This window comes from Pseudomonas fontis, from assembly GCF_028656955.1.
Lineage (GTDB): Bacteria > Pseudomonadota > Gammaproteobacteria > Pseudomonadales > Pseudomonadaceae > Aquipseudomonas > Aquipseudomonas fontis.
In genome coordinates this window covers 1-25254 of sequence record NZ_JAMDGY010000131.1, presented here as the reverse complement: position 1 = coordinate 25254, position 25254 = coordinate 1, and the positions used below count along the sequence as shown (strand labels likewise).

Genomic DNA, 25254 nt, shown 5'->3' with positions numbered 1-25254 from the left:
CTGCATATCGTCTTTGGGGTGCTGAAATCGGGACAACCTTATGACCCGAAGTTAGCACTTGCCCGGTGACGGGCAAGACGGTATCTACATGGAGCCAGCCTTGGCTGCAGCTTTTTCCTGACTGATCAATCCGCTATGCTCGGGGCCTAACCGCGCCGTCGCGAGCCGGATGTCAGCAGGAAAGAGGGCACCATGATCAGCAGCAAGTTGCCGAACGTCGGCACGACCATCTTCACCACCATGTCCCAGCTCGCCGTGCAAACCGGCGCCTTGAACCTGTCCCAGGGGTTCCCTGATTTCAACGGCCCGCAAGCCCTGCTCGACGCGGCCAGCCGGCACATCAGTGCCGGGCACAATCAATACTCGCCGATGACCGGTCTGCCCGCCCTGCGCCAGCAAGTCGCCGCCAAGATCGCCCGCAGCTATGGCGTGACGGTCGATGCCGACAGCGAAGTGACCATCACCCCCGGTGCCACCGAAGCGATCTTCTGCGCCATCCATGCGGTGATCCGCGCCGGTGACGAAGTCATCGTCTTCGACCCCAGCTATGACAGCTACGAACCTGCCGTGGAACTGGCCGGTGGCCGCTGCGTGCACGTTCAGCTCGGCGCCAGCGACTTTGCCATCGACTGGCAGAAGCTCAGCGATGCGCTCAGCCCGCGCACCCGGATGATCATCATCAACTCGCCGCACAACCCCAGCGGCGCGCTGATCACCCGTGCCGAGCTGGAGCAACTGGCCGCGTTGATCGCCGAGCGTGACATCTACCTGATCAGCGACGAAGTCTACGAGCACCTGGTCTACGACGGCGTTGCCCATGCCAGCGTGCTGGCAGTCGAGGCCCTGGCGCAGCGCGCCTTCGTGGTCAGCTCGTTCGGCAAGACCTACCACGTCACGGGCTGGAAGACTGGCTATGTGGTGGCCCCGCCGGCGCTGACTGCTGAACTGCGCAAGGTGCACCAGTACGTCAACTTCTGCGGCGTGACCCCGCTGCAATGGGCACTGGCCGACTTCATGGCCGAGCACCCGGAGCATGTCGAAGAACTGCCAGCGTTCTACCAGGCCAAGCGCGACCTGTTCTGTGATTTGCTGGCACCGTCGCGGTTCAGCTTTACCCGCTCGGCCGGCACGTATTTCCAGCTGGTGGACTATTCGCAGATCCGCCCAGACCTCAACGATGTCGACATGGCCCTGTGGCTGACCCGCGAACACGGCGTGGCCACTATCCCGGTGTCGGTGTTCTACCAGCAGCCGATTGCCGGGCAACGCCTGGTACGCCTGTGCTTTGCCAAACGCGAGGAGACGCTGCAGGATGCGGCGGAAAAACTATGCGCGATCTGAGTAACCTGCCGAACCTGAAAGTTGCCTTGATCCAGACCACCCTGGCCTGGCAGGACCGCCTGGCCAACTACGAACATTTCGAGGGCTTGCTGGAGCAGGCGCGCGGTGCGGACCTGATCGTCCTGCCGGAAATGTTCACCACCGGTTTCTCCATGGACTCCGAGAGCCTGGCCGAGCCGGAGCACGGCCCGACCTACAAATGGCTCAAGGCCCAGGCGAAGAAGCTGGAGGCGGTGGTCACCGGCAGCGTGATCATCCAGGCCGCCGATGGCAGCCACCGCAACCGCCTGCTGTGGGCGCGCCCGGATGGCGAGCTGCTGCACTACGACAAGCGCCACCTGTTCCGCATGGCGGGCGAGCACAAGCACTACACCCCGGGTGAGCGCCAGGTGCAGTTCGAACTGAAGGGTTGGCGGGTACGCCCGCTGATCTGCTACGACCTGCGCTTTCCGGTGTGGAGCCGGGACGCCCAGGACACCGACCTGCTGCTGTACACCGCCAACTGGCCGGCGGCGCGCCGTCAGCACTGGAACCGGTTGTTGCCGGCGCGGGGCATCGAGAACCTGTGCTATGTCGCGGCGGTGAACCGCGTGGGGACGGACGGCAAGGGCTTCGCCTACAGCGGTGATAGCCAGGTGCTGGACTTCCAGGGCGAAAGCCTGCTCAGCGCCGGTGAAGCTGACGGCGTATTCACCGTAGTGCTCAGCGCGGCGGACCTGGCGGCCTATCGCACCCGCTTCCCGGCCAATCTCGATGCGGATACCTTCGAGCTGCATTGACGCTGACGGCGAGTAAGGTTTTCAGGCTGCCTGCTGTTCTGCGAGCTGATCATGATCGTCGGCCATTCACCCTGTATCGGGGTGATGTCGAGAGCAGGAGGCTCCATGATCCATTCCAACTTTACTGCCGAGTTGCACTGCAAATACGGGCAGGTGGGTGCTGTGAACTGGCCTTTTGGCCACTCCCCCCTTGATAGCACGGCAGAAGATGGTTGGTTGTGCGCGCAACGAACGTATAGCGAAGCCAAAGCATTCGAGCCACTGCGATTGCGTTTCCGCTTCATTGAGCAGGTGAATGAGCGTACTCATTACAAAATTTATTGTGAGGAGGGTTTTTCGTTCAAAGGTGCAAGACTGGACCAGAGTAGAGGCGGCTGGCTGGGGCTGTATGGCGCATTCGTGGTAGGCCGACTCATCGACAGCGTCAACCCAGTAAGCGCGGCAGAACTGAACAGCACAATTTGGAAGGTTCAGGCACTTGAAGCGTGGGATGGTTCAGTTGAAGGGGCTGAAGGGCTGCCGCTCCATCTGCGCGATGGTCTTGGTTTCAGAGTCGCGCTTGCTAAAGCCAAACCGGGAAGCAAAAGCCGGTTTCTGCACGCGGGTGAGGGTGACGCCGAAGTACTGACTTTCCAATTGCGCAATATTCAGCTTGCCTGAATAACCTTGGCGCCGCGCAACAGGAGCCCCGCCCGCATGGGTTGGGCTCCTGCCAGCGATCCAACAGGGCCTAGTAGACATCCCGTCGATAGCGCCCGGCTTCGACCAGGCGTTCGACCTCGACCGCACCCAGCACGTCGGTCAGCACCGCGTCCACCCCGCCAGCCATCCCTTGCAGGCTGCCACAGATATAGATCGATGCCCCTTCTGCCAGCCACTGCTTGAGCGTCTGCGCCTGCTCGCGCAGACGATCCTGAACGTACACCTTGTGCGCCTGGTCCCGCGAGAAGGCCAGGTCCAGCCGCGCCAGATCAGCACTGGCCAGCCAGCCTTGCAGCTCTTCCTGGCAGAGGAAGTCATGAGCCTGGTTGCGCTCGCCAAACAGCAGCCAGTTGCGCTGTTCGCCTTCTGCAACGCGCGCCTTGAGCAGGCTGCGCAGCCCGGCCAGCCCGGTGCCGTTGCCCACCAGGATCATTGGCGCCGAAGTGACGGGCAGATGGAAGCCGCTGTTGCGGCGCAAGCGCAGGCTGACACTGTCACCGAGGGCCAGATGCTCGGTCAGCCAGCCTGAGCCCAGGCCCAGGGTACCGTCGGCATGACGCTCCTGACGCACGATCAGCTCCAGCACACCATCGCTGGCAATCGAGGCAATCGAATACTCGCGCGCGGCCAGCGGGATCAACGCATCCACCAGCGCCTGGGCGTGCAGGCCGACCAGGTGTTCGCGGCTGGCGGGCAGCTGGCGGCTGGCCAGCGCTACGGCCAGTGGTTCACGCAGGCCATCGACCACGACCGGGCTGTCTGCCGGCAAACCCAACCCTTGCAGGAACTGGCTCACCGCTTGGGCGCCATGGCGAGGCAGGATCTCCACCAGGTCGCCGGCGTCCCAGTGTTGCGTGGGGTTGGTGCTCAGGCCCAGCAGGTAGACCGGTGCGCCTTCGCTGCCGGGGTTGATGTGCTCGCGCTTGATCAGGCGCCAAGGGGTGAAGTCCGGTACTTGCCAGGTGGCCACGGTGCTGCTGCCGGTCAGTTCGGCCAGCTGTTGCTGCCAGCGTTGCAGCGCTGCCGGGTCAGCACTGTCGACTTCAACCGGGGCGAAGCTGGCTTTGGCGCCGCGCTCACCCAGCCAGGCATGCAGGCGATGGGCGAAGCCGCAGAAGTGCGGGTACTGGCGATCACCCAGGGCCAGCAGGGCGTAGTTCAGCTCACCCAGCGCCCAGGGTTGGCCGAGCACCTTGCGCTCGAAACCACGGGCACTGTCCGGTGCCTCGCCGTCGCCAAAGGTACTGACCACGAACAGCGCCCGTTCGGCCTGGCGAAGATCATCCTCGGTCAATTGCGCCAGTGGTTGCACACGCACCGGCAGGCCGGCCGCCTGCAGTTGCCCGGCGCTCTGCCAGGCCAGTTGCTCGGCGAACCCGCTCTGGCTGGCGAAGCCCACCAGCCAGCCGCCGTTGCTGTCATCAGCGCCTTTCAGAACGCCGCGTGCCGCCTTGACCTGACGTTTCTTGCGCCGGCGATCGAGGTACAGCAGCCAGCCGGTCACGAAGAACAGCGGCATGGTCAGGCTGGCAACGGTGACGATGATGCGCCCAGGCAAGCCGAAGTAGCTGCCCACATGCAGGGCGTAGACGCTGGCCAGCAGCTGCGCCTTGAATGACTTGTCGGTGTAGACATCGTGCTTGCGCACCTGGCCATTGGCTGGGTCGATGGTCAGGGTGTTGAACGCCCGTTCGTGGGCTGCGCTGTCGAGCAGATAGAACAAGGTTGCCGGCTGGCCACCCACCGGCGGCAGGCGCAGGTTGTAGGCACTCAGGCTCGGGCCGGCGGCGTTTTGCAGGCTGCTCCAGATGGCATCGTAGTCGACCACTAGCGGTGCGGCGTTCTTGTCGGCTTGCGGTGGGTCGCCACGGCCGCCACGACCTTCGCCGCGTTTTTGCTGCTGGCCGGCGGCCGGCGCATCGCCGAGCAATTTGTTCAGGCCTTCGCGGTACCACTCGTAGGACCAGAACAGGCCGGTCAGGGCGAACAACAGATAGAACAGCAGGCACCAGGTGCCGAACACCGCGTGCAGGTCCCAGTTGAATGCGCGGCCTTTCTTGGCCCAGTCCAGGGTCAGCCAGGTCCTCCAGTTAAGCGCCTTGCGCGGCCAGCGCAGGTACAGCCCGGACAGGCAGAAGAAGATCAGCAGCAAGGTACAGGCGCCGGTGATCTGCCGGCCGGTGTCACCAATGGTGAGGAAACGGTGCAGTTGCAGCATCAGGTCGAAGAAACCCTGGCCGCTGACATCGCCCTGGAGCTTGCCGGTGTAGGGGTCGACATAGCGCAACTGGCCACGACGTTCACCCGGTGGCGGGGTGAAGAACACCCGGGCAGCCGTATCGCTGTGGGTCTCGACCCAGAGCATGGCGACTTTTTCGCCCTGCGCCGCTTCGACGCGGCGTACCAGTTCTGCCGGTGGCAATACGCCTGTCTCGCGTACCTCTACTTTGAGTACGTCCGGGTTGAAGGCGCGCAGCAGTTCTTCCTGGAATGACCAGATCGCCCCGGTCACACCCATCAGGGCGAGGACCAGGCCGGCCGTGATGCCGAAGAACCAGTGCAGTTGAAACAGGGATTTTTTCAGCACATCGACCACCTTGCCTTGCTGGGTACGCGAACGCGCCGCGCATTATGCCTTGATACACAAAAGCCCCGCTCACGTGTGTGAGCGGGGCTTGCCAGCCAGCATGCCTTAGAAGTGGAAGCTGGTCGTCAGCAGCGCGGTGCGGCCGGCTGCCTGGTTGGCGAAGTGCGTGGAGAACGCCTTGTCGTAGTAGACCTCGTCGGTGAGGTTCTGCACGTTCAGTTGCAGGTCGACGTTCTTGGTCAGCTTGTAGCTGGCCATGGCGTCGTAGCGCACGTAGCTGTCGACCATGGTGGTGTTGGCCACGCTGCCGTAAACGTCACCGGTGTAGAAGGCACCACCACCGATGGTCAGCTTCGGCGTGATGGCATAGGTGGTCCACAGGCTCGCCGAGTTGTTCGGGGTGTTGGGCAACTGGTTGCCATCGTTGGCCTTGCCCATCGGGCCGCCGTCGACCTGACGCGCTTCCATATAGGTGTAGCCGGCGAATACCTGCCACTGCTCGGTGATCTTGCCGCTGGCCGACAGTTCGATACCGTCAACCCGGGTGGTTCCGACGTTCTCGAAGGTGTTGGTGTTGACCTGGACGCGGGCGTTGTCTTTCTCGGTGCGGAAGATCGCAGCGGTCAGCGCCAGGCGACGGTCGAGCAGGTCCCACTTGGTGCCGATCTCGTAGTTGGTGGTTTCTTCCGGCTCCATGTCGCTGGAGGCCAGGACGCCAGAGCGCTCTGGAGTACCGGTCAAGGCGTTGCCTTCCATGCCTTCGCCGAGCATTGCCCCCGGTGGGGTGGCAGAGGTGGCATAGGAGGCGTAGACGCTGCTGTAGTCGGTCGGTTTCCACACCAGGCCCAGTTGGCCGGTGATGAACTCGCTGGTGTCCTTGCCTTTGATTTCAGTGCCAGAGGTGGTGAGCGAGGTGGCACCGTTCGCCGTGTAGGTGCGGTACTGGGTGTCGAAATGGTCATAGCGCAGGCCCATGTTCAACAACCACTGCGGATCCAGCTCCAGGGTGTCGAAGACGTAGATGGCGCGGGTGTTGCTCTTGGTGTCGGTGCCGGCATAGTTGCGCGAAATGGAGCCGTCCCACGGATCGTCCGGGTTGGGGTTGGACAGCGAGGTGCAGTTGTAGCCGCTGGAGATGATCATGCCCAGGGTGCAGTTGGTGCTGGAGGGGACGTTCGTGGTCAGTGGGGTGGTGTCGGAGTTGACGGTGTACGAAGAACGCTTGCTTTCTTCACGGCTCAGTTCGATACCGGTAGAGAAGCTGTTCTTGAACCCGGCGACGTAGAAGTCCCCGAACAGGTCAGTCTGGTTGGTGGTGGTGCTGGTGTTGCCCACCCGCGAGTTCGGCCGGCGCCAGACGCTGCCGAGGTTGACGTTGCCCTTGGAGTCGTCCGGCTGGGTCAGGATGTAGTCCTGCATCGAGTTGCCGTGACGCAAGGTGTTCTTCACGGTCAGCGCATCGGTCAGGTCGTGCTCGATGGCGAAGGTGGCGATGTCGACGCGCGACTTGCGGAAGTCACGGTCGGTCAGGCCGTAGAAGTTGCTGCTGTCGCCACCGGAGTAGGGCTTGTCCGGGTTGGCCGAGGTGCGGTTGGCGCCGCTGTAGGTGTAAGGAACGCCCGAGTCCGGCAGGTCGTTGCTTTCCAGGTGGTAGTAGTCGAGGTTGACGCGGGTGTCGGTGCCCAGGCCGAAGGCCAGGGACGGGGCAATGCCCCAGCGGTCGAAGTCGACTTTGTCACGCCCGGCCACATTGCTTTCGTGGCTCATCAAGTTCAGACGGCCGGCGACGCTGTCGCTGAACTGGTAGTTGCCGTCCAGGGTGTAGCGCTGGGTCTGGTCGGAGCCCCAGGTGAAGCCGCCGTCGAGCGAGTTGCCCAAGTGGGCTTTCTTGCTCACCAGGTTGATGCTGCCGCCTGCTGCGCCACGCCCGCCAATGGCCGAGTTCGGGCCCTTGCTGACTTCGATGGACTCAACGGCGAAGATTTCGCGGGTTTGCGCACCGGTGTCGCGCACGCCGTCCAGGTAGGTGTCGTTCTGCGAGTCGAAGCCGCGAATGAACGGGCGGTCGCCTTGCGGGTTGCCGCCTTCACCGGCACCGAAGGTGATGCCTGGTACGGTACGCAGGGCGTCTTGCAGGGTCAGGGCATTGGTGTCCTTCATGACCTGCTGCGGGATGACGGTGACCGAGCGAGGGGTGTCGATCAATGGCGCGGTGTACTTGGACGAGGACGCACGCTCGACCTTGTAGTCGGTGCTGGTCTGCTCGGCCTGGCCAGTGACGCTGGTCGCGTCCAGCGAGATCGCAGCGTCCTTGGCCGGGGTGGCTTCGGCAGCGTAGGCCAGGTGGCCTGCGGACGTGGCGGTAAGCGCCACGCCAATGGCGGATGCGAGCAAGCGTGGTGAGCTGACAGCGGTTGGCACGTAGTGACGCGGCATTGGTGGTCCCCCTCCCAAGGTTTTCGAGGCCGCGAAATATAATGTAAACAAATATGAGTAACAATTGAGAAGAATTACTATTCGTAAGAAATTTACATTCTTTACAGTTTCGCCTTACGGTTTCTGCCTGCTCAAACGTCTCACCCGTCAATTGGCCCTTGTGGTGAGCCAATAAGAATCAATACCATTGGCACCCATTCCCGTCACCCGGTGCCCGCGCCATGTTGTTACACATTCCCGGCCTGTTCTCCCGTGAAGAAGTCCTGCGCATTCGCGAAGCCCTGGAGCAGACTGAATGGGCGGACGGCAAGATCACCGCAGGCCATCAGTCGGCCAAGGCCAAGCACAATCTGCAGCTCCCCGAAGGCCACCCGCTGGCCAAGGAGATCGGCACCGCCATGCTTGAGCGGCTGTGGGCCCACCCGCAGTTCATGTCGGCGGCGCTGCCGCACAAGGTGTTTCCGCCGCTGATCAACTGCTATCGCGCAGGCGGCAGTTTCGACTTCCATATCGACAACGCCATTCGTCAGCCGCGCGGCAGCCATGAGCGGGTGCGTACCGACCTGTCTTCGACACTGTTCTTCAGCGACCCGGAGGACTACGACGGCGGCGAGCTGGAAATCCAGGACACCTATGGCGTGCGCCAGGTGAAGCTGGCCGCCGGCGACATGGTCTTGTACCCCGGCACCAGCCTGCACAAGGTCAATGCGGTTACCCGTGGCGCGCGTTACGCGGCCTTCTTCTGGACCCAGAGCCTGGTGCGCGAGGACAGCCAGCGCACGCTGCTGTTCGAAATGGACGGGGCGATCCAGCAACTGACCGCCGACATGCCGGACCATCCGGCACTGATCCAGCTCACCGGCAGCTACCACAACCTGCTGCGCCGCTGGGCTGAGGTCTGAGCCGTGACCTTCAACCTGCGCCGTGAAGAAATCATTGAAGTCGATCAACTGGCCGCGCTGCTTGAGCACAGCCCGGGCAAAGGCGCCCAGGCCTTGCTGGTAGCTGCCGGGCAACAGGTGGTCGAGGCGCAAGTGCTGCTTGGGCAGATCCTCCTCGACGGCCGTGGTATCGAGAAAGACCCAGCCTTGGCGCGCCGCTGGTTCGCCATTGCCGCGTATCAGGGCAACGCCATGGCGCACAACATGCTCGGGCGTTGCCTGGAGCATGGCTGGGGCGCAGAAGTGGATGTGCCCGGCGCTGCCAGGCACTACCGCGCGGCGGCGGACCTGGGCCTGGATTGGGGCCTGTACAACTACGCCAACCTGCTGGCCACCGGCCGCGGCGTGGTGGCCGACCAGGCGCAGGCACTGGCCTGTTACCGCCAGGCCGCAGAGGCCGGGCATGCCAAGTCGATGAACCTGCTGGGGCGTTACCTGGAGGAGGGCGTGGCCTGCTCGGCGGACCCGGCGCAAGCGCGCGACTGGTATCGCCGTTCAGCCGAAGCGGGGGATTTTCGCGGGCAGTTCAGCCATGCGGCGATGCTGGTCGAGCACGGCCAGGTCGAGCAGGCATTGCCATGGCTGGAGCAGGCGCTGAGCACCGGCAACCTGAATTTCCTGCGGCGCAGCACGCCGACCCTGGAGCAGGCCGGCGATGCCCGCCTGCAAGCCTTGGCAGGCCGTTACCGGGCCCGCCTGGGCGAGTTGCAAGCCAGCGCCTGAGGCGTGATCAGGCCTCGGCGTGGTCGCGCAGGAACACCAAATTGTCCGGCTTGGACTGTTCGGCGCTGTAGTAGTAACCCTGCACGTCGAACTGCTTGAGCTGCTCGGGGTTGTTGATCTTTTCCTGGATCACGAAGCGGCTCATCATGCCGCGGGCCTTCTTCGCGTAGAAGCTGATGATCTTGTACTGGCCGTTCTTGAAGTCGCGGAACTCGGTATTGATCACCCGCGCGTTCAGGGCATTGCGCTTCACTGCCGAGAAATATTCATTGCTCGCCAGGTTCAGCAGCAGGTCATCGCCCTGATCGGCCAGCGCCTGGTTCAACCATTCGCTGATGCGTGTGCCCCAGAAGGCGTACAGGTCCTTGCCACGGGCGTTGGCCAGCTTGGTGCCCATCTCCAGGCGATAGGGCTGCATCAGGTCCAGCGGGCGCAGCAGGCCGTACAGGCCGGAGAGCATGCGCAGGTGTTCCTGGGCATAGCTGAAGTCGTCTTCGCTGAGGCTTTCGGCGTCGAGCCCGGTGTACACGTCACCCTTGAACGCGAGCAAGGCCTGCTTGGCGTTCTGCGGGCTAAAGGCCGGGGTCCAGCTGCCGAAGCGTGCGGCGTTCAGGCCGGCGAGCTTGTCGGACAGGTGCATCAGCTCGCTGATCTGCTGCGGCGACAGGTCGCGCAGTTGCACGATCAGTTCCTGGGAGTCGTCCAGGTATTGCGGCAGGGTAAAGCGCTGGGTTACCGGCGGCGTGTCGTAGTCGAGGGTCTTGGCGGGGGAAATCACCGTCAGCATGTAGGTCGGCTCCTTTTTTCGTGGGGCCGATTCTACGGGGCAGGGGCTGCGATCTCCAGCTATGACGTCAATAGCCAAGACCCTCTCGACGCATGGCGCTATAGTTCGCGGCGACCAGAATGGAGTGTGTACCTGTGCGTTTAGTCCTTCTACTGCTGACGGGCCTGTTGAGCGCTGCCGTTCAGGCGGCGCCCCTTGAGGTTGCCACCTTTGACCGGCGTTACTGGCCCGAGCAGCTCGACACGCCGACATTGTTCGATGTCGCCTCGCGCGCCGAGATCCTCGGATTTGCCCGCGTGCTGCATGAAAGCGAAGCGCTGGATGAAGGGGCGCTGGCCAAACGCCTGAACCTGCGACAAGTCAATATGGTCGCCGTGGCCGCGCTGCGTCAGCGACTCTGGCAGCAGCTGTGGCGCAACTACGACCTGGCGCAGAAAAGCTGCGAACAGGACGCCTCGTTCTGCTACGTGATCGAGCATCTGGGCGACCTGCGCCAGCAGGCCGAGAAATTCGAGGTGGCCGCCGACTCCTTCTACACCGCCTGGGCAGGGCCTGCGCGGGTGTTCCATCAACGCTACCTGGATGAACAATTGCGCAAGGCTGCGCTGTTCCCGCAGACCAGCAGCGAGATCGAGCGCTTCTCCGATCAGGAGCGCAACGGCGATGGCCTCAACGACCGCCTGTTCATGCTGACCTTCGAGGGCGGACCGGGCCCGGCCACCGATGCCCTGACCGACTACTTGCGCCGGCAGAAGCTCGACGCGACCTTCTTCGTGCTCGGCAATGGCATTCAGGCGCGTCGTGACAAAAGCTCGATCAACGACCTGCGCGCGCTCTACCAAGGGCAGTGCGTGGGCATCCTAGGTTGGGAATATCGCTCCCATGCGCATTGGCAGCAATGGCAGGAGTCGGTGATGCGCAGCGCCGCGCGGGTTCAGGGGGACCTGCCCGAGCAGTATGTGCCACTGTTCCGCCCACCCTATGGCCAGCGCCGCGCCGACAGCCAGGGGTTCTTCGCCAGCCAGCACTTGCAGGTGGCCTTGTGGGATATCGAGTCCCAGGACCAGAGCGCCCTGACGGCCGAGCAATCGGCGCAACGGGTGCTCAGCCTGATGCTGCTGTGGCGCCATGGGGTGATCCAGTTCCACGACAATCAGCCCAAGGCGCAGGCGGCTGTAGCGTGGCTGTTGAAGAACACCGCGCAGAGCGGGATCGGCTGGGAGGACTGCAAGGCATACGCCGCGCGTCAGCAGTGACGGGGCTGTATCTGGGAGCTGCACGTGGGGAATGGGAACGCGGGGGGCCAGCGATTTTCACTCGGCTAGATTCATGACTGTAGCGGTGCTTTGCCAGGTCGCCAAGGGCTATTCGTCAAACCGAAAAATAAACTTCAAGAATGCATAAAACGCTTTTTATCGTCATGGGTTTTGCGGTATTACGAAGACAGACCGCCGAACCCTGCAACACAGGTGGCGTCCTTGAGGCCATTCTTTGTTCGCAGCTCCCTGCCCGTAACGACGCGGGCGCGGGGAGACAGGCGGCCACTTCGCGGCGCAGCACCGTCAAGGTATTGCGTCGTCTGGCTCCCAAAAAGGTGACCGAGTATGGATGATCAAGGACGTACCGTTTCTTCCGACCAGCCAATCCTTTACGTGCTCGATACCAATGTTCTGATTCACGATCCGAACGCATTGCTGAACTTCGAGGAGCACCACGTCGCGATCCCGATGACGGTGCTGGAGGAACTCGACAAACTCAAAGCCGGCAAGCAAACCATTGCAGCAGAATGCCGTCAGGCGATCCGCCTGATCGACCAGACCCTGGGTGATGCCTCTCCCGCCGATGTGGAGCAGGGCGTACCGATCCAGCGTGGCAAGAGCGGGCCCAAGGGCTTCCTGTCCATTCTCATGTCGAAGCGCGCCGAGCCCAATCGGTTGCTGCCGGAAAACCTCAACGACAACATCATCATCAACCAGTTGCTTGAACTGCGTGCACAGCGCAAGGACAAGGACGTGGTGCTGGTGACCAAAGACATCAACATGCGCCTCAAGGCCCGCGCCTGCGGGATCGCGGCCGAAGACTACAGCACCGACCAATTGGTCGACGACGTATCATTGCTGTCCAAGGGCTATCACAGCGTCAGCGGTTCGTTCTGGGACCGTGTCAGCAAGGTCGAGACCCGCCAGGAGCGCGGGCGCACCTGGCACCGTGTGCAACTGATCGACAACCTGCCGGCGGTGCACGTCAACGAATTCATCATTGACGAACAAGGCTTTGTCGGCTGGATCAAGGCCATCAAGGAAACCGGCGAGCTGCTGCTGCTCGACCTGCACCAGGAACCACTGCTGCACCAGGAAGCCTGGGGCTTGAAGCCGCGCGATATTCACCAGGGGCTGGCGCTGTTTGCCCTGCTTGATCCGGACATCCACCTGGTCAACCTGACCGGTGCTGCCGGTTCCGGCAAAACCATCCTGGCGCTGGCGGCGGCCATTGAGCAGACCATGGTCAGCAAGCGCTATCGGCGCATCATCGCGACCCGCAGCGTGCAGGGGCTGGACCAGGAGATCGGCTTCCTGCCGGGCACCGAGGCGGAAAAAATGGAACCATGGCTGGGGGCCATTACCGACAACCTCGAAGCCTTGCACATGGATGATGAAAACACCCATGGCAGCGTCGACTACATCCTTGAGCGGGTGCCGTTGCAGTTCAAGTCGCTGAACTACATTCGCGGGCGCAGCTTCCAGCAGAGCCTGATCCTCATCGATGAATGCCAGAACCTGACGCCGCACCAGATGAAAACCATCATTACCCGGGCGGGGACCGGGTCGAAGGTGATCTGCCTGGGTAACCTGGCGCAGATCGATACGCCGTACCTGTCGGCGACCAGTTCGGGGCTGACTTACCTGACCGAGCGCTTCAAGGACTTCCCGAACGGCGTGCACATCACGCTGCAAGGGGTACCACGGTCGATTCTGGCGGAGTATGCCGAGACTCATCTGTAACCGTTGCGACGCCATCGCCGGCAAGGCCGGCTCCCACAGGGTCCGTTCGATACCTGTGGGAGCCGGCTTTGTCGGCGATGCTGTTTACACCAGGTGCTAAATGTTGACCCTCGGGTTTACAATCGGCGTTCCTGATCAGGAGTAACGCCGTGCTGACTCATCTCGATTCCCAAGGTCGGGCCAATATGGTCGACGTCACCGAAAAAGCCGTGACTGCCCGCGAGGCCGTGGCCGAAGCGCGGGTGCGCATGCTCCCGCAAACCCTGCAGATGATCGTCGAGGGCGAGCACCCCAAGGGCGACGTGTTCGCCGTGGCGCGCATTGCCGGCATCCAGGCTGCCAAGAAAACCAGTGACCTGATTCCGCTGTGCCATCCCCTGATGCTGACCAGCGTCAAGGTCGAGCTCAAGGCCGAAGGCAGCGATACCGTGCACATCGTCGCCCGCTGCAAGCTGGCCGGGCAGACCGGTGTAGAGATGGAAGCGCTGACCGCCGCGAGCATCGCCGCGCTGACGATCTATGACATGTGCAAGGCCGTTGACCGTGGCATGACCATTGAAAGCGTGCGCCTGCTGGAAAAGCAGGGCGGCAAGAGCGGCCACTACCTGGCGGAGGACGCATGAAGCTCGACGTGCAGTATTTCGCCCGTTACCGCGAAGCCCTGGGCCTGGACGGCGAGCGGATCGAAGGCGAGTTCGTCTCGATTGCCGCGTTGCGCGAGCGGCTGTTGCAGCGTGACGGCGTGTGGGCCGTGCTGGCCGAGCAGAACATCATGTGCGCGCGCAACCAGGAGCTGTGCTCGCTCGATGAGCCGCTGTTCGATGGCGATGAAGTCGCCTTCTTCCCGACCGTGACCGGAGGCTGACATGGCCATTCGGGTGCAGGCGGGCGCGTTTGATCCGGGGGCAGAGCTCAATGCGCTGCACGCGGCAAATGTCGGGATTGGTGCAGTAGTGGGTTTTGTCGGGTATGTGCGCGACTTCAATGATGGCCGGGAAGTGGCGGGGATGTTCCTGGAGCATTACCCGGGGATGACCGAGAAGGCCCTGGCCAAGATCGTCGTCGAGGCCGAACAGCGCTGGCCGTTGTTGCGCCTGGAGGTGCTGCACCGGGTGGGCGCGCTGGAGCCGGGCGAGCCGATCGTGTTTGTCGGGGTCGCCAGTGCCCATCGCCAGGCGGCGTTCGAAGCGTGTGATTTCGTCATGGATTACCTCAAGACCCGCGCGCCGTTCTGGAAGAAAGAGCACACCAGCGAAGGGCCACGTTGGGTCGAAGGGCGCCAGAGCGACAAGGATGCAGCACGGCGTTGGTAGCGGCTGCAAAGCATCGCGGGGCTAGCCGCTCCCACAAGGTTCCGCGGTGCTGTTCCTGCAATGGGCACAGCTTGAGTTTTAATACGAAAAAGTCCAACATGGAATTATAAGTACAAAATAATTCCAGGCTCCCCCGCGCCTGTCCCTTTCTCTGTCTTGCACCACCCACCCACAACGAGCGAGAGAGCCCTCATGAAAACGCCTTCCCTGATCGCTGGCCTGGCCTTGAGCCTGTTGGCCGCAAGCCCGCTGTTCGCGGCCGAGAAAACCCTGCGCATCGGTATCGAGGCTGCCTACCCGCCGTTCGCGTTCAAGACCCCGGAGGGCAGCATCAGCGGCTTTGACTACGACATCGGCAACGCCCTGTGCGCGCAGATGCAGGTCAAATGCGAATGGACCGAGCAGGAGTACGACGGCCTGATCCCCTCGCTGAAGGTCAAGAAAATCGACGCCGCGTTGTCCTCGATCACCATCACCGAAGAGCGCAAGCGCTCGGTGGACTTCACCCACAAGTACTACTTCACCTCGGCACGCCTGGCGATGAAAGACGGTGCCCAGGTCGATGACCAGTACACCAGCCTCAAGGGCAAGCGCATCGGTGTGCAACGAGCCACCACCACCGACCGCTTCGTCACCGCCGTGCTGGTGCCCAAAGGCGTGGAAATCGTGCGCTACACCAGCAACGAAGAGATCTTCATGGACCTGGTAGCCGGTCGCCTCGATGGTGTGTTCGCCGACACCATCCCGCTGCAGCAGGGCTTCCTGGAAACCCCCAAAGGTGCAGGCTACGCCTTCGTCGGCCCGGAGCTGAAAGACCCGCAATACGTGGGCGAGGGTGCCGGCATCGCAGTGCGCAAGGGCAACACGCAACTGGTCAGCGAACTGAACCAGGCCATCGACGCTATCCGCGCCAACGGCGAATACCAGAAGATCCAGGCCAAGTACTTCAAGTCAGACATCTACGGCGACTGAGTCTTGGCCCCGCAAGGCCTGGGCAGTGCTCAGGCCTTGATTTCCTTGAGGTGCTTGTACACCGTTGCCCGCCCCATGTTCAGCACGTTGGCCACATAGTTGGCGGCGCTCTTGCCGCGAAACGCGCCTTCGGCGTGCAAGGCCAACACCAGCTCGCGCTTGTGATCGCGGCTCAGCACACCCAGGCTGAGCTGGCGCTGACGCAGCCAGCTGTTGAGGAAGGTGTTGATCCGCTCCTGCCAGTCGTCGCGGAACAGCGCATCAGGCTGCGGGATCAGCTTGCTCGGTGAGAGGAACAGGTCCAGCGCCGCCTTGACGTTCTCGAACAGCGAAATGTTCAGGTTGATGCACAGCACGGCCAGCGGCTGGCCCTCGGCATCGCGCAGCACGGTGCTCAGCGAGCGGATCTTCTGGCCATCCCAGTTGAGCTTCTCGTACGGCCCGATATTGGTCTCGTCGCTGCCTTCCTCGACCATGTCTTCCAGCGCGGCATCGTCGCCCACTTCACGTTTCGAGAGGTTGTTGGCGATGTAGTCGATCTTCTGGCTGCGCAGGTCGTGCAGCACCACTTCGGCGTGAGGGAAGAACAGCGTGGCAATGGCATCGGCGATTGCCCGGTAGTTTTCCAGGGCAGCGTCGGGGCGGGTTGTCGACATTTCGGGCAGGCTCCAGGCGGTGTCAGCGCCCTTGTGGCAAGGGCGCTGGAAGTGTGCCGCAAAGCGGCTGGCGCGTCATCCCCGCAGGCGGGCCGGGGACAGCATCGCCGCGCTCAGGCCGAAGGGCTTGAGCGTTTCGGGCAGGTCTTCACCACGCACCAGGGCGGCGCTGGCCTGGCCCATGGCGGGCGACGTCTGGATGCCATAACCCCCTTGCGCCGCTACCCAGAACAGCCCGGCCACCTGCGGGTCGAAGCCGGCGACCAGGTCGCCGTCGGCAACGAAACTGCGCAAGCCGGCCCAGGTGCGGGTCGGGCGGCGGATGCTCAGGGTGGTGGCTTCCTCGATCTGGTAGATGCCCATGGCGATGTCCAGCTCTTCAGGCTGCACATCGTGTGGCTCGACCGCGTCGGCATTGGCGGGTGAGCCGAGCATCGCGCCGGCGTCGGGCTTCATGTAGAAGGATTCGTCCAGGCTGACCAGCATGGGCCAGGCGTGGCTGTCGAAGCCTTCCGGGGCGGGGAAGATGAACGCGGCCCGGCGTTTCGGTTGCAGGCCCAGCGGCTGGGCGCCGGCCATGATGCCGATCTGGTCGGCCCAGGCCCCGGCGGCGTTGATCAGCACGGGCGCGCAATAGCTGCCTTGGCGGGTATGCACTTGCCAGAGGCCATCGGCAGTGCGCTCGATGCGTTCCACGTCACAGTCGCTGTGGATCTCGCCCTGCTGGCGGCGGATGCCGCGCAGGTAGCCCTGGTGCAGGGCATCGGTGTCGATGTCGCTGGCGCTGGGGTCGAAGAGGGCGCCATGGACTTTGTCGCGGCGCAGCACCGGGATCTTCTCGCAGGCTTGCTCGGCGTTGAGCAGCTCGACCTCCGGCACGCAGGCCTTGGCGCTTTCGTATTGGTGGCGCAGCTCGTCCGGGTCGCCGCTGAGGTCCACGGTCATCTCGCCGCGCGGGGTCAGCAGCGGGTGCTCGGCGAAGCCGGCTGGCGGTGCGTCGAAAAAGGCGCGGCTGGCAAGCGTTAGCGCGCGCACTTGCGGTGTGCCGTAGGCCGCCGTGTACAGCGCCGCCGAGCGGCCAGTGGAGTGATAGCCTGGCAGCGTCTCGCGCTCGAGCACGATCACCCGGCCATGCTGGGCCAGCCAGAAGCCGGTGGACGCGCCCGCAATGCCGGCGCCAACAATGATGAAATCAGCTGATTGCATGTTGCTCTCCAAAGCGGCTCAGGCGGGGTTCTGCAAGCGGTACAGGGCGTTGGCCAGGGCGATGTCTTCCAGGCCCAGGCCGATCGAGCGGAAGAAGGCATGGCGCTGAAGATCCGGGCGCGGCGCCTGCTCGCTGAGGACCTGTGGCAGGTCGCCAATGATGGCTTGCGGGTCCCAGCCATGCTGTTCGGCGGCCAGGCACATTTCCCCGGCCGAACCCGGCGTGGTCACGCGGTAATCGCAGTACACATCCATGTCGGCCAGGCACTGCGGCGGCACTTCGTGGGCGCGCACGGCGTTGGTGCTGATGGAGGTGATCAGTGCCGGCTTGCTCAGCTGCGCCGGGTCGATGACCGGTGTGGCAGAAGAGGTGCACAGGAGGATCACGTCGGCATCGTGCAGGGCTTCTTCCAGGCTATTGGCCAGGGCCAGGCGCGGGTCCAGTGCAGTGAGGGCGGCGCGCTGCTCGGCCGATTTCTGCGCCAGGCTGGGCGAGAACAGGCGGATGTCCTGCCATGGGCGCAGGTCGCGGGCGTAATGCAGGTGAGCCTGGGCAATGGCGCCGCTGCCGATGAGGGTCAGGCGTTTGGCGTTGCTGGCAGCCAAGGCGTCGACGGCAACAGCGGTGGTAGCGGCGGTGCGGGCGGTGGTCAGTTCACCGGCATCGCACAGCAGCAGCGGCTGGCCGCTGTCCATGGACATCAGCAGGGTCCAGGCGGTGACCAGCGGGCCAGCTTCGCGAACGATGTAGGGCGAAGTCTTTACGCCGTAGACACGCTCTTGTGCCAGTACCCCACCGTAGTTGATGAAATCACCGGCGCCGGCCGGGAACTCGACCAGTTGCTGGGGTGGCTGCACGGCTTGCCCGGCCGCCAGTTCGCGAAACAGTTTGCGCAGGATCCGGGGTACATCCACTTGGGTGAGCAGGTGGCGGGCAAGCTGTTGGTCGATGACGAGAGGCGTGGACATGCGAGGCTCCATATAAACTATTTTGTCCATTATGGACTTTTAGTTTGTTTGGGCAATATCGCGGGGATAAAAAGGCAAAAAGCATCGCGGGACGAGCCCGCTCCCACAGTGATCAGCGAGGACCTTGTGGGAGCGGGCTCGTCCCGCGATGCTTTAGAGTTGCACCAGCAATCAGTGATGCTTGCGCGGTACCGCTTTGAGCAGCTCAGTTGGCGGCATTTCGCAGCTGATCTTGCGGCCCAGCAGCTCTTCAATCGCCGGCAACTGGTACGAGTCATCCTCGCCCGCGAAGCTGATCGACACACCGCTGGTCCCGGCCCGGCCAGTTCGGCCGATACGGTGCACGTAGTCGTCCGGGTCTTCCGGCAGGGTGAAGTTGATCACATGGCTGATGCCATCAATGTGAATCCCGCGCCCCGCCACATCGGTGGCCACCAGCACGGTGATACGGCCTTCGCGGAAGCTTTCCAGGGTCTTGATGCGCTTGTGCTGCGGCACATCACCGGACAGTTGCGCGGCGTTCACGCCATCACGCACCAGGCGTTCTTCAATGCGCCGCACTTCGTCCTTGCGGTTGGCAAAGACCATCACCCGTTCCCACTTGTTCTCGGTCACCAGGTTGTACAGCAGCTTGTACTTGTCGGCACCAGCCACGGCATACACGTGCTGCTCGACGGTTTCGCTGGCCACGTTCTCCGGCTCGATCTCGACGATCGACGGGTCGGTGGTCCACTGCTTGGCCAGGTTCATCACGTCTTCGGTGAAGGTCGCGGAGAACAGCAGGGTTTGACGCTCGCTCTTGGGCGGGGTCTGGCGAATGATCTGGCGAACCTGCGGAATGAAGCCCATGTCGAGCATCCGGTCGGCTTCATCCAGTACCAGCACTTCAATCATGTCCAGGTGCGCTTCACCGCGCTGGTTGAAGTCCAGCAGACGGCCCGGGGTGGCGACCAGAATGTCGCAGAAGCGCGCTTCCAGCGCCTTGAGCTGTTTGTCGAAGTCCATGCCGCCGACGAACGTCATCACGTTCAGGCCGGTGTACTTGGTCAGCGCCGCGGCATCCTTGGCGATCTGTACCACCAGCTCGCGGGTCGGGGCGATGATCAGCGCCCGTGGCTCGCCCATGTAGCGCTCTTTCGGCGGTGGGGTCTGCTGCAGCTGGGTGATGATCGAGATCAGGAAGGCAGCGGTCTTGCCGGTGCCGGTCTGGGCCCGGCCAATGGCGTCTTTGCCACGCAGGGTGAAACCCAGCACTTCGGCCTGGATCGGCGTGCAATACGGGAAGCCCAGGTCATGGATGGCATGCATCAGCTCGGGCGACAGCTTGAAATCGTGGAAACGGGTCTTGCCTTCCTGCGGTTCAACCGCGAAGTCTTCCAGCTTCCAGGTCGAGGCCTGGGGTTTGGGCTTGCGCTCGCGGTGCGGCTTGGCCTCGGCCGGTTTTTCGGCGCGTGCAGGCTGGGGGGCTTCGACCGTGAGCGGGGCCGAAGGGGCAGGGGCCGCTGGGGGCGCGGGCGGCTGCTGCACGGGTGCAGCAGTTTCGGCGGCGAGTTGCTCAACCTCGTCTTTGCCGAACATCTTCTTGAGTGCTTTGAGCACGGTCATCTCATCAATTGGTTAAGGAATGTACGCCGGGCAGTGTAATGCAAGAATCGGGCGCGGCGTAGTGGATTGCGCTGACAACTACAACTGACGTGTCTTTCAGCGCAGGCGCTCGGTCAGCCAGGTGCGGATATCTCCGATTTCCTCCGGTACTACCGAATGCTCCATCGGGTATTCCTTCCAGGTAGCACTCACACCCCACTTTTTGAGGTGTTCGAACGCAGTCCGACCCATCGCCGGTAACACCACCGGGTCGTACACACCGTGCAGGCAGAGTGCCGGGGTGCGTTGCTGGGTAGCATTCAACTCAGTGTCGTCGCTGAAGGTTGGGGCATAGGTGGACAGGGCCATTACACCGCCCAGCGCCTCTTGCCACTTTATATAGGCCGTGTGCAGCACCACCGCACCGCCCTGGGAGAAGCCTGCCAGGACGATCCGCGAGAGCGCCACGCCCTTGGCCTGCTCGGCCTTGATCAGCGCGATGACCTGGTCGGCCGACTGTTCCAGTTCGTCCTGGTCGATGGCGCGGGCCGGGCTCATGGCCTTGATGTCGTACCAGCTCGGCATCGCGTAGCCGCCGTTGATGGTCACAGCGCGGGTCGGCGCCTGTGGCATGACGAAACGGGTGGTCAGCAGCGTTTCCTGCAGGGCCTCGGCCACCGGCATGAAGTCATAGCGGTCGGCACCCAGGCCGTGCAACCAGATCACACAGGCATCTGCGGTTTTTTGCGGTTCGAGAATCAGGGGGTGGGTCATGACTGCTCCGAAAGTGTGCGCGCGCTCTTATTGAGTGCATGAAAAAAAGGCGCGTTGGTTCGATCCGGGAAAAAGGTGTCGCAACGCTGCAAGTTTACCTATTGACGAGCACTGAATCGCTTTAGCGATCCAGTGTGGTACGCGCTTTGCTATGAATCACTCGATGCGAGGTTACGCGTTTTGGACGGTAACACCCTAATAGAAGTACCAAGGCTGTCACAGAACAGCGCATTGCGCCAATTGACCCAAAAACAAGCCAACACGGGTCGGATGCGCCTCATAAGGGTGCGGTGCAATTCCGGCTCATACAACAAGAGCAAAACTGGAGGTTTGAATGAAGATGTTGAAATCCACCCTGGCAGTGATGACCGCTGCCGCTGCATTGGGCATCAGCAGTTTCGCGCAAGCGGGCGCTACCCTCGATGCAGTGCAGAAAAAGGGTTTCGTCCAGTGTGGCGTGAGTGACGGCTTGCCGGGCTTCTCGGTGCCGGACGCCAAGGGCAACATCGTTGGTATCGACGCCGACGTGTGCCGTGCGGTCGCTGCGGCGGTCTTCGGCGATGCAACCAAGGTCAAGTTCAGCCAGTTGAACGCCAAGGAGCGCTTCACTGCGCTGCAGTCCGGTGAAGTCGACGTGCTGTCGCGCAACACTACCTGGACCAGCTCGCGTGACTCGGGCATGGGCCTGGTGTTTGCCGGCGTTACCTACTATGACGGCATCGGTTTCCTGGTGAACAAGAAGCTGGGTGTTTCCAGCGCCAAGGAACTGGACGGTGCAACCATCTGCATCCAGGCCGGTACCACCACCGAACTGAACGTCTCCGACTACTTCCGCGCCAATGGCCTGAAGTACACCCCGATCACCTTCGACACCTCCGACGAGAGCGCCAAGTCGCTGGAATCGGGCCGTTGCGACGTGCTCACCTCCGACAAATCGCAGCTCTACGCACAACGCTCCAAGCTGGCCGCGCCGACCGACTACGTCGTGCTGCCGGAAACCATCTCCAAGGAGCCTCTGGGCCCGGTCGTGCGTAAAGGCGACGAAGAGTGGTTCAGCATCGTCAAGTGGACCCTGTTCGCCATGCTCAATGCCGAAGAGATGGGCATCACCTCGAAGAACGTCGAGGCTGAAGCCAAGGCCACCAAGAACCCGGACGTCGCCCGTATGCTCGGCGCCGACGGCGAGTACGGCAAGGACCTGAAACTGCCGAAGGACTGGGTGGTGCAGATCGTCAAGCAGGTCGGCAACTACGGCGAAGTGTTCGAGAAGAACCTGGGCAAAGGCACCCCGCTGCAGATTGACCGCGGCCTGAACGCCCTGTGGAACAACGGTGGCATCCAGTACGCGCCACCTGTGCGCTGATGGGTAACGCAACGGGGCGGCCTTGAGCCGTCCCGTTGCGTATCGTTCCTTCGATTCGGGGCATTACATGCGAAATCAAATCGGCGCACCCAAGGGGCTCTCCCTTAACGATCCACGTGTGCGTGCGTGGCTGTTCCAGATCCTCACCATCGTCGCGGTGGTCGGTCTGGGCTGGTACCTGTTCCACAACACCCAGACCAACCTGCAACACCGGGGCATCACCTCGGGCTTCGACTTTCTCGAGCGCAGTGCCGGCTTCGGCATCGCCCAGCACCTGATCCCCTACACCGAGCAGGACAGCTATGCCCGGGTGTTCGTCATCGGGCTGCTCAACACCCTGTTGGTGACCTTCATCGGCATCATCCTGGCAACCCTGCTGGGGTTCATTATCGGTGTGGCCCGGCTGTCACCGAACTGGATGATCAACAAGCTCGCCACGGTGTATGTCGAGACCTTCCGTAACATTCCACCGCTGCTGCAAATCCTGTTCTGGTACTTCGCGGTGTTCCTGACCCTGCCAGGGCCAAAGGGCAGCATCAACCTGAGCGACACCTTCTTCATCAGCAACCGTGGGCTGAACATGCCGGGCGCTTCGCTGACCGATGGCTTCTGGCCGTTTGTCGTCGCTGTGCTGCTGGCCGTTGCCGCCACTGCGCTGATGGTGCGCTGGGCCAACCGCCGTTTCGAGGCGAGCGGCCAGCCGTTCCACAAGTTCTGGGCGGGGCTGGCAGTGATGCTGGTGATCCCGGGCCTGAGCGTGCTGCTGTTCGGCAACCCACTGAGCTGGGAAATGCCGCAATTGAAAGGATTCAATTTCGTCGGTGGCTGGGTGCTTATTCCCGAGCTGCTGGCACTGACCCTGGCACTGACCATCTACACGGCTGCGTTCATCGCCGAGATCGTGCGTTCCGGGATTCGTTCGGTCAGCTATGGGCAGACCGAAGCGGCTCGCTCCCTGGGCCTGCGTGAAGGGCCAACACTGCGCAAGGTGATCATCCCCCAGGCGCTGCGCGTGATCATTCCGCCGCTGACCAGCCAATACCTGAACCTGGCGAAGAACTCTTCGCTGGCTGCCGGTATCGGTTACCCGGAAATGGTCTCGCTGTTTGCCGGCACCGTGCTCAACCAGACCGGCCAGGCCATCGAGGTGATTGCCATCACCATGAGCGTCTATCTGGCGATCAGCATCAGCATTTCCATGCTGATGAACTGGTACAACAAGCGCATTGCGCTGATCGAGCGGTAAGGAGACGCGCATGACTTCCCATGTTTTCAAACCTGATATGCCGCCACCGGTGAAAACCGTCGGCGTGCTCGCCTGGATGCGCGCCAACCTGTTCTCCAGCTGGTTGAACAGCCTGTTGACGCTGTTTGCCATCTACCTGGTCTGGCTGATCATTCCGCCACTGTTGCAGTGGTCGATCTTCGACGCCAACTGGGTCGGCACCACCCGCGCCGACTGCACCAAGGAGGGTGCCTGCTGGGTGTTCATCCAGCAGCGCTTTGGCCAGTTCATGTATGGCTACTACCCGAGCGAGCTGCGCTGGCGTGTCGACCTGACCGTCTGGCTGGCGGTGATCGGCGCGGCGCCGTTGTTCATCGCGCGCTTCCCGCGCAAGGCGATCTACGGCCTGTGCTTCCTGGTGGCGTACCCGATCCTCGCCTACACCCTGCTGCACGGCGGCACCCTGGGCCTGACCCAAGTGCCAACCAGCCGTTGGGGCGGGCTGATGCTGACCCTGGTGATCGCCACCGTGGGCATCGTCGGTGCCTTGCCACTGGGCATTCTGCTGGCGCTGGGCCGACGTTCGAAAATGCCGGCGGTGAAGGTGGTCTGCGTGACCTTCATCGAGTTCTGGCGTGGCGTACCGTTGATCACCGTGCTGTTTATGTCCTCGGTAATGCTGCCGTTGTTCCTGCCTGAGGGCATGAGCTTCGACAAACTGCTGCGGGCGATGATCGGGGTGATTCTGTTCCAGTCGGCGTACATCGCCGAAGTGGTTCGCGGCGGTTTGCAGGCGATCCCCAAAGGTCAGTACGAAGCGGCTGCGGCGATGGGCCTGGGTTACTGGCGTTCGATGGGCCTGGTGATTCTGCCGCAAGCCCTGAAGCTGGTGATCCCCGGCATCGTCAACACCTTCATTGCGCTGTTCAAGGACACCAGCCTGGTGATCATCATCGGCTTGTTCGACCTGCTCAACAGCGTCAAGCAGGCAGCGGCGGACCCGGCCTGGCTGGGCATGGCGACCGAGGGCTACGTGTTTGCGGCCCTGGTGTTCTGGATTTTCTGTTTCGGTATGTCCCGCTACTCCATGCACCTGGAGCGCAAGTTGGACACAGGCCACAAGCGTTAGGAGTTTTTCGAAATGAGTGAAGCGATCAAACAGCCTGTGGGCCCTGAAGGCATTATCCAGATGCAGGGCGTGAACAAGTGGTACGGCCAGTTCCACGTGCTCAAGGACATCAACCTGAATGTACGCCAGGGCGAGCGCATCGTCCTGTGCGGGCCGTCGGGTTCCGGCAAGTCGACCACCATTCGCTGCCTCAACCGCCTCGAAGAGCACCAGCAGGGGCGCATCGTGGTGGACGGCGTGGAGCTGACCAACGACCTCAAGCAGATCGAGGCGATTCGTCGCGAAGTGGGCATGGTGTTCCAGCACTTCAACCTGTTCCCGCACCTGACCATCTTGCAGAACTGCACGCTGGCGCCGATGTGGGTGCGCAAGATGCCCAAGCGCAAGGCCGAGGAGATCGCCATGCATTACCTGGAGCGCGTGCGCATTCCGGAGCAGGCGCACAAGTTCCCGGGGCAGTTGTCCGGTGGTCAGCAGCAGCGTGTGGCGATTGCCCGGGCGTTGTGCATGAAGCCGAAGATCATGCTGTTCGACGAGCCGACCTCGGCGCTGGACCCGGAGATGGTGAAAGAGGTGTTGGACACCATGGTTGGCTTGGCGGAAGACGGCATGACCATGTTGTGCGTGACCCACGAGATGGGCTTTGCCCGGACCGTGGCGAACCGGGTGATCTTCATGGACAAGGGCGAAATCGTTGAACAGGCGGCGCCGGACGATTTCTTCGACCGGCCGCAGAACGAGCGGACCAAGCTGTTCCTCAGCCAG

General features: G+C 62.7%; 23 protein-coding genes. 15 read left to right on the top strand and 8 right to left on the bottom strand.

Features of this window, described 5'->3' with window-relative positions; all coding sequences use genetic code 11:
• Positions 1-192 precede the first annotated feature (192 nt).
• The 3 genes from M5G11_RS26820 to M5G11_RS26810 all read left to right on the top strand — a co-directional run bounded on the left by M5G11_RS26820 (position 193) and on the right by M5G11_RS26810 (position 2780).
• Positions 193-1341: a pyridoxal phosphate-dependent aminotransferase gene (locus M5G11_RS26820; RefSeq protein WP_273909038.1), complete on the top strand. Its 1149-nt coding sequence runs from the start codon at positions 193-195 to the stop codon at positions 1339-1341.
• On the top strand, positions 1329-2120 hold the full coding sequence (locus M5G11_RS26815) for an amidohydrolase (RefSeq protein WP_273909039.1): 792 nt from the start codon (positions 1329-1331) through the stop codon (positions 2118-2120). The genes M5G11_RS26820 and M5G11_RS26815 overlap by 13 nt, the downstream gene beginning before the upstream one ends.
• A 105-nt stretch (positions 2121-2225) precedes the next feature.
• Positions 2226-2780 carry a hypothetical protein gene (locus M5G11_RS26810; protein WP_273909040.1) on the top strand — a complete coding sequence of 185 codons (555 nt, stop codon included), beginning with the start codon at positions 2226-2228 and terminating at the stop codon, positions 2778-2780.
• Between the two features lie 70 nt (positions 2781-2850).
• Here the strand turns inward: M5G11_RS26810 and M5G11_RS26805 are convergent, their stop codons facing one another.
• Complete coding sequence (locus M5G11_RS26805; protein ID WP_273909041.1) at positions 2851-5409, bottom strand: sulfite reductase flavoprotein subunit alpha; 2559 nt, start codon at positions 5407-5409, stop codon at positions 2851-2853.
• Between the two features lie 105 nt (positions 5410-5514).
• Positions 5515-7845, bottom strand: a complete 2331-nt coding sequence (locus tag M5G11_RS26800) for a TonB-dependent receptor (RefSeq protein ID WP_273909042.1) — start codon at positions 7843-7845, stop codon at positions 5515-5517.
• Positions 7846-8066: 221 nt separating this feature from the next.
• Here M5G11_RS26800 and M5G11_RS26795 point away from each other — a divergent pair, with 221 nt between their 5' ends.
• Positions 8067-8747: a Fe2+-dependent dioxygenase gene (locus M5G11_RS26795; RefSeq protein WP_273909043.1), complete on the top strand. Its 681-nt coding sequence runs from the start codon at positions 8067-8069 to the stop codon at positions 8745-8747.
• Between the two features lie 3 nt (positions 8748-8750).
• The gene (locus M5G11_RS26790) at positions 8751-9509 is read left to right on the top strand and encodes a tetratricopeptide repeat protein (RefSeq protein WP_273909044.1); all 759 of its coding nucleotides are present in this window, start codon (positions 8751-8753) and stop codon (positions 9507-9509) included.
• A gap of 7 nt (positions 9510-9516) precedes the next feature.
• Here M5G11_RS26790 and yaaA read toward each other — a convergent pair whose 3' ends face one another.
• A complete protein-coding gene (yaaA, locus tag M5G11_RS26785; RefSeq protein ID WP_273909045.1) occupies positions 9517-10296 on the bottom strand; it encodes a peroxide stress protein YaaA in 780 nt (259 codons plus the stop codon).
• 134 nt (positions 10297-10430) lie between these two features.
• Between yaaA and M5G11_RS26780 the strand changes: the two genes are divergently transcribed.
• The 6 genes from M5G11_RS26780 to M5G11_RS26755 all read left to right on the top strand — a co-directional run bounded on the left by M5G11_RS26780 (position 10431) and on the right by M5G11_RS26755 (position 15583).
• Positions 10431-11552, top strand: a complete 1122-nt coding sequence (locus M5G11_RS26780; protein WP_273909046.1) for a polysaccharide deacetylase family protein — start codon at positions 10431-10433, stop codon at positions 11550-11552.
• A 348-nt stretch (positions 11553-11900) separates the two neighbouring features.
• Positions 11901-13298 (top strand): PhoH family protein, encoded by a 1398-nt coding sequence (locus M5G11_RS26775; RefSeq protein WP_273909047.1) that lies wholly within the window; start codon positions 11901-11903, stop codon positions 13296-13298.
• Positions 13299-13447: 149 nt separating this feature from the next.
• Positions 13448-13921 (top strand): cyclic pyranopterin monophosphate synthase MoaC, encoded by a 474-nt coding sequence (gene moaC / locus M5G11_RS26770; protein WP_273909048.1) that lies wholly within the window; start codon positions 13448-13450, stop codon positions 13919-13921.
• Positions 13918-14163: a MoaD/ThiS family protein gene (locus M5G11_RS26765; RefSeq protein ID WP_273909049.1), complete on the top strand. Its 246-nt coding sequence runs from the start codon at positions 13918-13920 to the stop codon at positions 14161-14163. The genes moaC and M5G11_RS26765 overlap by 4 nt, the downstream gene beginning before the upstream one ends.
• 1 nt (position 14164) lies before the next feature.
• The gene (moaE, locus tag M5G11_RS26760) at positions 14165-14611 is read left to right on the top strand and encodes a molybdopterin synthase catalytic subunit MoaE (RefSeq protein ID WP_273925432.1); all 447 of its coding nucleotides are present in this window, start codon (positions 14165-14167) and stop codon (positions 14609-14611) included.
• 192 nt (positions 14612-14803) lie between these two features.
• Positions 14804-15583: an ABC transporter substrate-binding protein gene (locus M5G11_RS26755; RefSeq protein WP_273909051.1), complete on the top strand. Its 780-nt coding sequence runs from the start codon at positions 14804-14806 to the stop codon at positions 15581-15583.
• Between the two features lie 29 nt (positions 15584-15612).
• Here M5G11_RS26755 and M5G11_RS26750 read toward each other — a convergent pair whose 3' ends face one another.
• The 5 genes from M5G11_RS26750 to M5G11_RS26730 form a co-directional block, all read right to left on the bottom strand.
• A complete protein-coding gene (locus M5G11_RS26750) occupies positions 15613-16239 on the bottom strand; it encodes a helix-turn-helix transcriptional regulator (RefSeq protein ID WP_273909052.1) in 627 nt (208 codons plus the stop codon).
• Between the two features lie 75 nt (positions 16240-16314).
• A complete protein-coding gene (locus tag M5G11_RS26745) occupies positions 16315-17445 on the bottom strand; it encodes an NAD(P)/FAD-dependent oxidoreductase (protein WP_273909053.1) in 1131 nt (376 codons plus the stop codon).
• 18 nt (positions 17446-17463) lie between these two features.
• Positions 17464-18414: an ornithine cyclodeaminase family protein gene (locus tag M5G11_RS26740; protein ID WP_273909054.1), complete on the bottom strand. Its 951-nt coding sequence runs from the start codon at positions 18412-18414 to the stop codon at positions 17464-17466.
• Positions 18415-18585: 171 nt separating this feature from the next.
• Complete coding sequence (gene rhlB / locus M5G11_RS26735) at positions 18586-20013, bottom strand: ATP-dependent RNA helicase RhlB (RefSeq protein WP_273909055.1); 1428 nt, start codon at positions 20011-20013, stop codon at positions 18586-18588.
• Between the two features lie 102 nt (positions 20014-20115).
• Complete coding sequence (locus tag M5G11_RS26730) at positions 20116-20772, bottom strand: alpha/beta hydrolase (protein WP_273909056.1); 657 nt, start codon at positions 20770-20772, stop codon at positions 20116-20118.
• Between the two features lie 334 nt (positions 20773-21106).
• Between M5G11_RS26730 and M5G11_RS26725 the strand changes: the two genes are divergently transcribed.
• From M5G11_RS26725 to M5G11_RS26710, 4 genes are all read left to right on the top strand, one after another.
• The gene (locus tag M5G11_RS26725; protein WP_273909057.1) at positions 21107-22135 is read left to right on the top strand and encodes an amino acid ABC transporter substrate-binding protein; all 1029 of its coding nucleotides are present in this window, start codon (positions 21107-21109) and stop codon (positions 22133-22135) included.
• Positions 22136-22202: 67 nt separating this feature from the next.
• Positions 22203-23381 (top strand): amino acid ABC transporter permease, encoded by a 1179-nt coding sequence (locus tag M5G11_RS26720; RefSeq protein ID WP_273909058.1) that lies wholly within the window; start codon positions 22203-22205, stop codon positions 23379-23381.
• Positions 23382-23391: 10 nt separating this feature from the next.
• A complete protein-coding gene (locus M5G11_RS26715) occupies positions 23392-24489 on the top strand; it encodes an amino acid ABC transporter permease (RefSeq protein WP_273909059.1) in 1098 nt (365 codons plus the stop codon).
• A 12-nt stretch (positions 24490-24501) separates the two neighbouring features.
• A partial coding sequence (locus M5G11_RS26710) for an amino acid ABC transporter ATP-binding protein (protein ID WP_273925430.1) occupies positions 24502-25254 on the top strand: 753 nt, incomplete at its 3' end.